Genomic DNA, 10,870 nt, shown 5'->3' with positions numbered 1-10,870 from the left:
TCCGGCGAGTACTTGCTGGGTGGCGCCACTTCTACCTCATTCCCTTTACACAGAGATTCTATTGGATCTCTGTCCGGGAACCTCGGGGCACCTCACTGTGTTGGCCTGGGGCGGGAGCCGGGGAAGGAGGTGCGGCGCAGGCCGGGGGAGGTGCCGGGGCTCTTTGACCGGCCAGAGGTGTTCGAGCGGGTATACGGCGACGACCCGGTGGGGCTGATCGGGGTGTCGCCGTTCTTCGCGTTTCTGGTGGCGGTGCATCGAGCGGCGCGGGAGCTGGCCGTCGTACGGTATGTGGCCGAGCGACCCGGGCCGCGGCAGAAGGTGCCGGTGTTCGACGCGCCGCAGTTGAGGGACTTCCTCGACGATCCGATGCACCGGCTGTTCCTGGCGGAGCTGCTGGCGTCGTTCGTACGGGTGACCAGCGGCCGGTACTGGACGCGGACCCCGCACGGGTGGCGGGCCGAGCGGTACAGCGAGCTGGACCCGGTCCGGCTGGCCCAGCTCGCCGAGCAGATCCCTGTTGCCTACCGGCCCGGGGTCTACCGGCGGCTCGGTGACGTATCGCTGTTCCTGGCCGGGGTGTTTCCCGACTACGCCCAGCTGTATGCCTTTGGGCCGGTCGACACCGCACGGCTGCTGCGGACCGCCGGACTGTCCCCGGATGAGCAGGGCGGCCTCGCGACGGCGCCCCCGATCGAGCTGCTGGAGCACCTGGGAGGGCGGTGGTACCGACAGGCCTGCGAGCTGGCTCCGGTGCGCACGACGCAGCTGGCCGTCGTCGGGCAGGTCGCGGAGCGGTTCCGGGACGCCCGGCGGATCCTCAACCACGTCACCGACAGGTACCTCACGCGGGTCGGCGCCCCGTGGTTCGGCCCGCCCGGGTCGTAGGCCGACCGGCATGGCATGAGGGAGGAGTCTGGAGATGGCACGAGCAGTCGGCATCGACCTCGGGACGACGAACTCGGTCGTCAGCGTGCTGGAGGGCGGCGAGCCGACGGTCATCGCCAACACCGAGGGCGCCAGGACCACGCCGTCCGTCGTGGCCTTCGCCAAGAACGGCGAGGTGCTGGTCGGCGAGATCGCCAAGCGCCAGGCCGTGACGAACGTCGATCTCACGGCGCGGTCGGTCAAGCGGCACATGGGCGACGCCCAGTGGCGGTTCCCCGCGTCCGGGAGCATCAACGGCAAGCGGTATACGGCGCAGGAGATCTCGGCACGGGTGCTGCAGAAGCTGAAGCGAGACGCGGAGGCGTATCTGGGTGAGGACGTCACCGACGCCGTGATCACCGTACCGGCGTACTTCAACGACTCGCAGCGGACCGCGACGAAGGAGGCGGGGGAGATCGCCGGCCTGAAGGTGCTGCGGATTGTCAACGAGCCGACGTCCGCCGCTCTGGCCTATGGGCTGGACAAGGAGAACGACCAGACGATCCTGGTCTTCGATCTGGGCGGCGGCACCTTCGACGTGTCACTGCTGGAGATCGGGGAGGGCGTGGTCGAGGTCAAGGCCACCAACGGTGACACGCACCTGGGCGGTGACGACTGGGACCAGCGCGTCGTCGACCACTTGGTCACGCAGTTCAAGAACGGCTACGGCGTGGACCTGTCGAAGGACAAGATGGCCGTACAGCGCCTGCGCGAGGCCGCCGAGCGGGCCAAGATCGAGCTGTCCTCGGCCAGCGAGACCGCGATCAACCTGCCCTACCTCACGGCGTCGGCCGAGGGCCCGCTGCACCTGGACGAGATGCTGACCCGCGCCCGGTTCCAGCAGCTGACGGCCGACCTGCTGGAGCGGTGCAAGGGGCCGTTCCACAACGCGATCAAGGACGCCGGGATCAAAGTGGACGGTATAGACCATGTGATCTTGGTCGGCGGGTCCACGCGGATGCCGGCCGTGACCGACCTGGTCAAGCAGCTGACGGGCGGCAAGGATCCACACAAGGGCGTCAACCAGGACGAGGTCGTCGCCATTGGCGCGTCGCTGCAGGCCGGTGTGCTCAAGGGCGAGGTCAAGGACGTCCTGCTGCTGGACGTCACCCCGCTGTCCCTCGGTATCGAGACCAAGGGCGGCATCATGACCAAGCTCATCGAGCGCAACACCACGATCCCGACCCAACGCTCGGAGATCTTCACCACGGCCGAGGACAACCAGCCGTCGGTGCAGATCCAGGTCTACCAGGGCGAACGGGAGATCGCGGCGTACAACAAACGGCTCGGCATGTTCGAGCTGACCGGCCTCCCGCCGGCCCCCCGTGGTGTCCCACAGGTCGAGGTCACCTTCGACATCGACGCGAACGGCATCATGCACGTGGTCGCGAAGGACCTCGGCACCGGCAAGGAGCAGCGCATGACGGTCACCGGTGGCTCGGCGCTGCCGAAGAGCGACATCGACCGCATGATGCGCGAGGCCGAGCAGCACGTGGACGAGGACCGGCGCCGTAAGGAGGCGGCCGAGACCCGCAACCAGGCGGAGAGCCTCGTCTACCAGACCGAAAATCTACTCCGGGACAACCCAGACAAGATCCCCGGCGATGTGAAGTCCGAAGTCGAGGCCGCCGTCGCGGACCTGAAGGAGAAGCTGAAGGCCGAGTCCGCCGAGGGCGAAAACACCGCAGCCATCCGCCAGGCCACCGAGAAGGTCGCCACAGCTGCGCAGAAGATCGGAACGGCCATGTACGCCCAGGCGCAGGCGGAACGCGGTGGCGCGACAACGTCCGGCGCGGGCGGTGACCAGAGCACCGGCGGTCAAGGCCAGGGCGAGGAGGACGTCGTCGATGCGGAAATCGTTGACGACGAGGCAAAGGAGGGAGGCGCCGGATGAGCTTCCCGAAGAACCCTGTCCCCCGCGACCGCGACCACCCCACCTCCAGGGTCGTGCGCGACAAGCGCAGGATCGACCGGGTCAGCCTCCAACTGCGGCGCGAGGCACACCAGGAGAACGCCGGCGCCCCTCCGCCCGAGCGGGCGGGCCGCGAGGGTGCGCTCATGCTGCGGGCCGGTACCGGCACCCCCGCTCCGTCGCCCGATGCCACGCTGCGACGGCAACTGGAGGAGCGGACGGCGGATCTGCAGCGCCTGAAGTCCGAGTACACCAGCTACCGCAAGCGCATGCACCGCGACCGCCTGGCGGTGCGACAGATCGCCGTGTCCAATGTGCTGGCGGGCCTGCTCCCGGTCCTGGACGCTCTCGAGCAGGCCCGAAAACACGGCGAACTCCACGAGGGGTCCGCCGCCATCGCCGACATGCTCGAAAGCCGACTCGCCGCGCTGGGCCTTCAGCCCGTCGGCGAACCGGGCGAGCTCTTCGACCCCACCGCCCACGAAGCACTGACGTACAGTCAGTCCAGCCAAATCGGCCGACCGGTCTGCACGGCGGTGCTCCGGCGTGGCTACCGCGTCGGCGACCACCTACTGCGCCCCGCCCAGGTGACCGTGTCCGGACCGCCGGGCTGCCCCGCCCGGACCAGGGCAGGGGTGAACCAGCCTGGCTAACTCTGTCCCGGCCCTTCGCGCTGCGCCGGCCACCGAGGTCCCCACAGCCGCATCCCTCCGGATCACGTAGAACGCGTACACCGCTCCAGCGGACGTGACCGGCCAGCTTCGACCTCCTGCGTAAGCGCGTACTCCTCGCGGCGTGACCCAGGCCGCTGCGGGCACGGACGGTGACCTTCTGTCGAGACGGCACCAAAAGTGATCCAGAACCTCATTTCACCCGTTGCCGACACCCCACAGGCAATGTCTCCATGGGGGCACCGGGATGCCGTACCACCACGCTCCCCGGAACACGGAACGGAAATGTCGGATACGGAATGACAAGTCGGTCATGACGGCGGCTTCCTGACGTGAGGTGAGTCACCTGGTATTGCTAACACCCGGAGCTTGTGTCTAACGTCCTCGCCATCGCTTGGGCGGTCGGCGTGGTACCGATCCCGTCCGCCCGGCGGCCCTTCGAACACAACGAACGGGAATGAGGGACCAGGTCAGTCACCCATGCCGCGGGCATCGGGTGGGTCCGGCTCGGAGCGTAGCCGCCTGTACGTGGCCGCTCACCCGGTCGGAATCCGATAGCTCACCGTGCAGGCGCAGGGAGTCACCGCATGCTTCTTTTCGGACGCTGCAGTACGCGAGCGTCACAAATGACGCAGAACGCTGCCGCCCCTTGTGCCGCGGACACCGGGTTCCCGCGCTTGCTGGTCTGGGCCCCTCCCGCATGAGCCTGTTCCCGGTTCGTGCTCTCACCGCAGCCGTGTGCGGGGCCGCTGTGGAGGTGGTCGCGATCATTACGGCCCTGGCTCTGTATCCCTCCGGCATGAGCGAGGACCGCGAAACGGCCGACGCTCGTCCCGGCCCGCAGTCAGACGGCATTCCGCCGGTTCGTAGGCTTCTCCGTGAAAAGGCCGTAACTGGCGGTATTCCCGTTCTGCTGGTGCACGGGATGAGCAGCAACCGGGGAATCTTCCACATCCTGAGACGGAGGCTGCAGCGGGAGGGCTTCCTCCAGGTGACCACGCTGAACTACAGCTGGCTGGCCACCGATGTCCGCAGCGCTGCCCAGTTGCTGGCCGAAGAAGTGGAGCGGCTGTGCGACTGCACCGGTCACGAGCGCGTTCACGTGATCGGCCACAGCCTCGGGGGGCTGGTCGCCCGTTACTACGTGCAGCGTATGGGCGGCGACGCCCGCGTGCATACGGTGATCACCCTAGGCGCCCCGCACCAGGGCACGCTGGCCGCCATGCTGCCGCTGCCGCACCCGGTGATCCGGCAGCTTCGGCCGGGCAGCGACGTGCTCGCCGAACTCGCCGAGCCCGCCCCCGGCTGTGGAACACGCTTCGTCGCGTTCCACAGCGATCTAGACGAGCTGGTCTTCCCCGCCGCCAACGCCCGACTCGTTCATCCGGATCTCCAGGTCAGCAACGTCGCCGTACGGGCCGTCGGCCACGTCTCGCTGCCTCTGCACACCAGGGTCGCGAGGGAAGTCTGCCGAGTGCTCCACGACGAGCACCTCCAGAAGCGCCCGGCCGCGGCGGCCTGGGTGCAGCTTTTGGGCGGTGAGTCGGCCTGAGGCGCGGTGCCGGGATTGGTCCCGGTCCTTTTCCGACACCCCTTCCCGAACCAGACGGGCCCGATTTCCAGGTATCCGGCTCTTCAGTGATCACGTCCGTAGTGCTGGGGTACTGCGCCCAGTGTGGATGTCTTCATGGCGACGGCGGCAGATCACAAGGGTCTTGCGTCGCCGCATCGCCATCAGCTGGACCCTGCGAGATGGGCTCGCGGTATCGAAGGAGTGATCTACCGGCCGCAGCTGGCTGCATTCGGTGTTGCCAATATCGCTCCGCTCCGCAGAGGAGGACCGACCGCCGCCCCCGCCTTCTCTTGGCCGGAGCGGGGAGCGGCGCCTCTCGTCAGACATGGCAGCCACGCCTGCCATCCCCACACGGGCGTACCGGCAGGCAGAGGCTTTCGAGCATAGATCCCATCAGGCGATCAAGATCCAGATCCCGGGACCTCCGAGATCCCGACCACTTCCTGCATTCCGTAGACGCTGCGGTCCTACTACCGATTGGGTCATTCCGGCGTTGCGTGACGTCCGCGACGCTGAGCTGCGGTCGTCGACAGGTTCCTGGGTCATATCGCCGCCATCCGGGCGCCTGTCTCCTACCCGGGTAGCGCCAGCCTCAGTACCCGTTTCCAGGCTTGGCGGTACTGCTTGCCGAGGGGTCCGGTGGTGTAGGGCAGGCGGTACTTGTCGCACAGTTCGCGCACGCGTGGCGCGATCTGCGCGTATCGGTTGCTGGGCAAGTCGGGGTAGAGGTGGTGCTCGATCTGGTGGCCGAGGTTGCCGCTGAGCACGTGGAACAGCGGCCCGCCCTCGATGTTCGCTGAGCCGAGCAGCTGTCGCAGGTACCAGCGGGCGCGGGTCTCGCCTTCGATCTCCTCTTCCCGGAAGGTCTGGGTACCGTCGGGGAAGTGGCCGCAGAAGATGATCGTGTGCGACCAGAGGTTCCGTGTGGTGGCGGCGGTGAGGTTGCCGAGCAGGCAGCTCAGGGCGGACGGGCCGGCGAGCAGCGGGAACAGCACGTAGTCCTTGCCGATTTGGCGGCCGGCCTTGGACGCTAGTCCCCGCAGTTCGCCGAAGAACGTCCGCCAGGTTTTCCTGCCCTGCACGGCGGCGTCGAATTCGAGGTCGAAGATGGCGATGCCCCATTCGAACAGTGGTGCCAGTGCCGCGTTGTAGAGGGGCTGCGCGAGGTGGTCCGGCCTCCACGGCTGGTCCTGGCTCATCCGCAGGATCGTGTAGCCGACGTCCCGGTCCCGGCCGACGACGTTCGTCCAGCGGTGGTGCAGGTCGTTGTGTGTGTGCTTCCAGGCGGCGGCGGGGGTCAGCGCGTCCCACTCCCAGGTGGTGGAGTGGATCTTCGGGTCCCGCATCCAGTCCCACTGGCCGTGCAGCACGTTGTGGCCGATCTCCATGTTGTCCAGGATCTTCGCCGTGGCGAGCATCGCGGTGCCCGCCGCCCACGCAGGCGGGAACAGGGAGACCAGGAGTGCGACGCGTCCGCCCGCCTCCAAGGTGCGCTGCACGGCGATGACCCGCCGGATGTAGCGGGCGTCGCTCTCGCCGCGCTCTGCGATGATCTCCTCGCGGATGCGGTCGAGTTCCGCGCCGAACGCTTCGACGTCGGTGTCGTCCAGATGGGCGGTGGTGGTTGCGTTCATGGGAGGACTCCTCAGGGGTGTTCACAGTTCCAGGTGCACGGGGCCGGCGGCTGCCGACACGCAGGTCTGCACGAGGTCCCCCGCCTCGCCGTGGATCCGGCCGGTGCGCAGGTCGCGTACGCGGCCGCGGACGAGCCGGGCGACGCAGCTGTGGCAGATCCCCATCCTGCAGCCGCTGGGCATGGGCACGCCTGCGTCCTCACCGACGACGAGCAGTGGGACGCACGGGGCGGCGTCGGCCTCGCGCCCGGTCACGGTGAAGCGAACACGGCCGGGCCCGTTCGCCTCGGCACCGGCTGGGGTGGTCGCGAACCGGAAGCGTTCGACGTGCAGGTGCTCGGCGATCCCGGCCTGGGCCCAGTGCCGTTCAACGGCCTCGAGCATGCCGACCGGCCCGCATGCCCAGGTGTCGCGTTCGCGCCAGTCGGGCACGAGGTCGGCCAGCCGGTCGGCGGTGAGCCGTCTGGACCGCGCGCCTGCGCCCGGGCCGCCGGGGTGCATTCGCGTGTAGTGCTCGTGGAGCGTCAATGCCGCCTTCCGTCGGGCCAGTTCGCGCAGTTCCGGGCCGAAGACGACGTCCTGGGGGGTGGCGGCGCTGTGCACGAGCACGGTGTCCGGCACGGTGTCGCGGGCCGCCAGCGCGCGCAGTATCCCCATCACGGGCGTGATGCCCACTCCGGCGGTGAGCAGCAGCAGCCGGGGCGGGACCGGGAACGGCAGTGTGAAGTCGCCCTCGGCCGCGCCGAGCCGCAGCACAGTGCCGGGGGCGGTATGCCGGCCGAGGTGCGGGGAGACGCGGCCGCCGGGGAGTGTCTTGACGGTGATCGAGACAAGACCGTCAGGGCTGTCGGGCGCGGAAGTGATCGAGTAGACGCGCCAGTGGAGCACTCCCTGGATCTCCACTCCCACGCGGAGGTGATGTCCGGGGTGGTGGCCGGCCCAACCGCGGCCGGGCCGGATCAGCAGCGTGGTGGCATCCGCGGTCTCGCGCCGGACGCTCTCGACACGTCCGCACGGCTCCGAAGCAGACCACAGGGGATTGACAAGTCCGAGGTAGTCGTCGGGCAGCAGGGGCGTGGTCAGCCACTCAGCTGCCCGGGCCAGCCGACGGCCCCACCAGGCTGTGGCGATCAACGGTTACTCCTGGCGATCCGTAGGGGACCCGGCGCTTTCACGGTCGAAGGCGCGCGGACCGGGGCAGCGGGGTCATCCATTCACGCCCCATGGTGGGCGGCCCCAAGGGACAGACCTCGTGCTGTCAGCTCACGCTGCAGCTGCAAGGCAGCGCGGCGCGCTGCAGATGCAAGGGCGGCGTCGTCCACGTCCCGATCATAGGGACGGCTCACCTGGTGGCAGAGCAGCAACACCACGGCGAACCGGAGTCCGCGCCTCCGGTCGCATCAAGCTACTTGCCCCCGCCGCCGGTGGGCCGGAAGCATCCGCGCCCCACTGACGGGGGCCGGACGGCTCATCGGGTCAGATCGTCATGCGCGTGGCGGTCGTGGTGATGGTGGTGCGTTCTTGGTGTCGGCGCTCGTAGTAAAGTACCTGCTGGGCGAGGTCGGCGTCGGCCTCGTGCAGCCGGGCGCGGATCTCGTCGGCTTTCATGGAGTCATAGCCGGGCCAGGGCTCGTCTCCGCTCAGGTCCGCGATCTTGTTCAGGATCGTGGAACGGCCCGCATGGGCCCGCTCATAGCCCTCGATCGTGGCCAGGTCGGCCTGGGACAGGTGCCGAAGCCGGCCGGTGACCTCGACGGCGGTCAGCTCGCCGTAGCCGGTAATCGGCAGCTCGTCCTCCGCGGCCGCGGCCCCTTTCGCCTCGTCCCGCATCCGGGCCATGCCGGGCAGCCGCCCGATCGCACCCGCGACCGTACGTTCGGCCTGTTGCTCCCACTGTTCGGCTTGCCGCCCGCTTGCTTCGACCGTCTCCCGCAGGCGGCTCCAACCGGCACGGACCGCCGCCCCGGCCCCGGTGGAGCCGAGCCGCTCCGCGGAGCGGCCGCCGTTCGCAGCGGCCACCACCGCCCCAGCGCTCTCCTCAAGGCTGTCGCCGAGCGCTTCGAGCAGTTCCTCGTCGTGGCGGCGGATGGAGCCGAGCAGGTCCGCGCCGGCGGCGTCGTCGGCGTCCTGGGCGATGCTTTCGCCCGCCCGGCAGGTAGCCACGGCCAAGGCGGTGACCGCATACTCCTCCTCGGCGTTCTTCAGCAGCTGGCGCTCCGCGGCCCTACTCCGGCCCCGCAACACACCGGCCGGCACTGCCATGGCGACGTCCAGGGGTAGCCGGGCAACCCGGGTGGCCTGCCCGGCAAGGTGACGAGCCCCGCCGAGGGCGTCCCGGAGCGGATCGTGCGGCCGCAGCTGCTCCACGTGTTCATCGATGCTGCTGAGGTGGTCTTGGGCGTCGGCGACGTGGCGCTCCAGGATCTGCCGGTAGCCTCCGGCAGGGGTGACCGCTATGTGAGCCTGGAACCTGTCGACGACCGCAGCTTGGGTGTCACGGACGTCACGCAACGCCGGAATGACCAAGTCCGTGGTAAGTGTCATCACGTAATCCTCCTGAATGGCCCAGTGAGAACGAAGCCGCCGGCGGCTTCGGCCGGGGCATGCCGTTCGATCATCTGGCGGACTGTGCCGCACAGATGTGGCCCCGTGTGCATCCTCCATGCGCCCGCCGGAACCTGCTCGGCGAGACCCGGGCCGGCGCCGCCGTCTCCCTGGGCTCGGGCAGCCGCACCGACCTGGTCGGGCTCCGCATTCGCCGCCCCGTGCAGCCGAGCAGGTCGACTGGCGCCGGGGTGTTGATCCAAACGGGTGAAAATACGGACTCCGCCACGGAGTTCCAGTGACCTGCCGTGAAGGCGCACCATTCCGGGAATGCTCCGGTCGTGGCCCAGCCACAGCATGCGATGGATCAGAATCACTACTGACTCTACAGCTGCCCTGTCCTGCCCATCCAGCATGGCTTACGTGAACCAGCAAAGAGACGAGTCAAAGCACCGCCGGTGACGTCATCGCGGCCGTACTCGGTCCTCCACGGGTCAGCCGGCGGTATAGGGACCGTGCAGCCGGCGTCCGGCTCGGCCGCCCGGAGCGTTGCGGACCAAGCTCTGCCGGTGCGGGGCGGCCGCCGTCCTCCAGCCGCTGGGCACTGCCGGGGAGGCCTGCGCGCGGGTGCACGTCATCGTCGATGCCCCGGGGGGACAATCGGCCATCCACGTCCTGCGGGCGTGCGCAGCGGGAAGATGCGAGAGGGGCCGATTGCGGGCACGGTGGGTGAGGGGCGAGAGGGGTTATCGTCCGCCACGCCGTTTCGGGGTGTCTTGGGCGCGTGGGACCAGCCGGAGGAAGCGTGATGACAGCAGCCACAGACGTGCTCATCCCGGCGCTGCGCGAGGTCCGCGAGGCCGAAGCCGCGGTCGCCGACCGGCTCAGGGCGCACGCCACGGTCGCGCCCGCTGAGGAGTACCGCGAGACCATGGAGCGGCGCATCGGTGACGCCCGGGGTCACGTGCACCGTATCGACGAACGCTTGAAGATGTTGCAGTCCCGTGGGCTGGCGCGGACCGTCTTCGGCGGTGCCGTGCACCTGACCGGGATGGCCGTCCGGCTGCCTTTCGAGGTGGCGCTGGGGGTCCCGGCTGCCCTGCTGCGGGGGAAGGCCACGGAGCGGCAGCTGTTGAAGAACACCGAGCGGGAATACGGGGTCACCGCCTTTGCTGTGGCTACCTGCCGGGCCGGCGAACACATCGCCCAGGAGATTGGCGACACCGACAGCTCCGACCTGCTCGACTCCGTCCGCCGCGACGACGAGGGCCTCCTCGAACAGCTCGGCCTCACTCTCGAGCAGCGCGCCGAGGCAGTGGTGGCCGCTGCGACCAAGGGAGCCGTGATCGCGGAGGACCAGTTGCCGATCCCCGACTACGGCACGCTCAACATCAAACAGATCACCGACCAGCTCCCACAGCTGGCCCAGACCGATCTGGCCACCGTCGAGGAGTATGAGCGTTCCCATGCGGGCCGCTCCCAGATCCTGAGCAAGATCGGGGACCTGCTGGAGCCGCCCTGGCCGTAACCGGCCCGGGCCCTACGACAGCATGAGCGCGGAGAAGATCCTCTGTCGAACCCGGCCCCCGCATTGCTTGCCTGAACCAAG

At 68.9% G+C, this 10,870-nt stretch carries 8 protein-coding genes; 5 read left to right on the top strand and 3 right to left on the bottom strand.

Translation table 11 applies throughout. The features are described 5' to 3' along the window. Positions 1–177 precede the first annotated feature (177 nt). From EFK10_RS10960 to EFK10_RS47250, 4 genes are all read left to right on the top strand, one after another. The gene (locus EFK10_RS10960) at positions 178–888 is read left to right on the top strand and encodes a hypothetical protein (RefSeq protein WP_127355532.1); all 711 of its coding nucleotides are present in this window, start codon (positions 178–180) and stop codon (positions 886–888) included. A 34-nt stretch (positions 889–922) separates the two neighbouring features. Beyond that, the gene (gene dnaK / locus EFK10_RS10955; protein ID WP_127355531.1) at positions 923–2,821 is read left to right on the top strand and encodes a molecular chaperone DnaK; all 1,899 of its coding nucleotides are present in this window, start codon (positions 923–925) and stop codon (positions 2,819–2,821) included. Next, positions 2,818–3,492: a nucleotide exchange factor GrpE gene (gene grpE / locus EFK10_RS10950; protein WP_164835928.1), complete on the top strand. Its 675-nt coding sequence runs from the start codon at positions 2,818–2,820 to the stop codon at positions 3,490–3,492. The genes dnaK and grpE overlap by 4 nt, the downstream gene beginning before the upstream one ends. A 475-nt stretch (positions 3,493–3,967) precedes the next feature. Continuing rightward, positions 3,968–5,062: an esterase/lipase family protein gene (locus EFK10_RS47250; protein WP_127355530.1), complete on the top strand. Its 1,095-nt coding sequence runs from the start codon at positions 3,968–3,970 to the stop codon at positions 5,060–5,062. Between the two features lie 593 nt (positions 5,063–5,655). On the opposite strand, the gene EFK10_RS10935 is transcribed toward EFK10_RS47250, so the two are convergent. From EFK10_RS10935 to EFK10_RS10925, 3 genes are all read right to left on the bottom strand, one after another. Beyond that, complete coding sequence (locus EFK10_RS10935; RefSeq protein ID WP_127355529.1) at positions 5,656–6,717, bottom strand: fatty acid desaturase family protein; 1,062 nt, start codon at positions 6,715–6,717, stop codon at positions 5,656–5,658. A gap of 21 nt (positions 6,718–6,738) precedes the next feature. Next, on the bottom strand, positions 6,739–7,851 hold the full coding sequence (locus EFK10_RS10930) for a ferredoxin reductase (RefSeq protein WP_240677141.1): 1,113 nt from the start codon (positions 7,849–7,851) through the stop codon (positions 6,739–6,741). A 342-nt stretch (positions 7,852–8,193) separates the two neighbouring features. Beyond that, the gene (locus tag EFK10_RS10925) at positions 8,194–9,261 is read right to left on the bottom strand and encodes a hypothetical protein (protein ID WP_127355528.1); all 1,068 of its coding nucleotides are present in this window, start codon (positions 9,259–9,261) and stop codon (positions 8,194–8,196) included. A gap of 808 nt (positions 9,262–10,069) precedes the next feature. Between EFK10_RS10925 and EFK10_RS10920 the strand changes: the two genes are divergently transcribed. Further along, entirely contained in the window at positions 10,070–10,789 is a 720-nt protein-coding gene (locus EFK10_RS10920; RefSeq protein WP_127355527.1) for a hypothetical protein, read from the top strand. Positions 10,790–10,870: the final 81 nt, after the last annotated feature.

The sequence above is a fragment of the Streptomyces soli genome, from assembly GCF_003999195.1.
Classification (GTDB): domain Bacteria; phylum Actinomycetota; class Actinomycetes; order Streptomycetales; family Streptomycetaceae; genus Actinacidiphila; species Actinacidiphila soli.
Note: the sequence above shows the minus strand (reverse complement) of the source record. Positions and strands in the feature narration are given on the sequence as shown.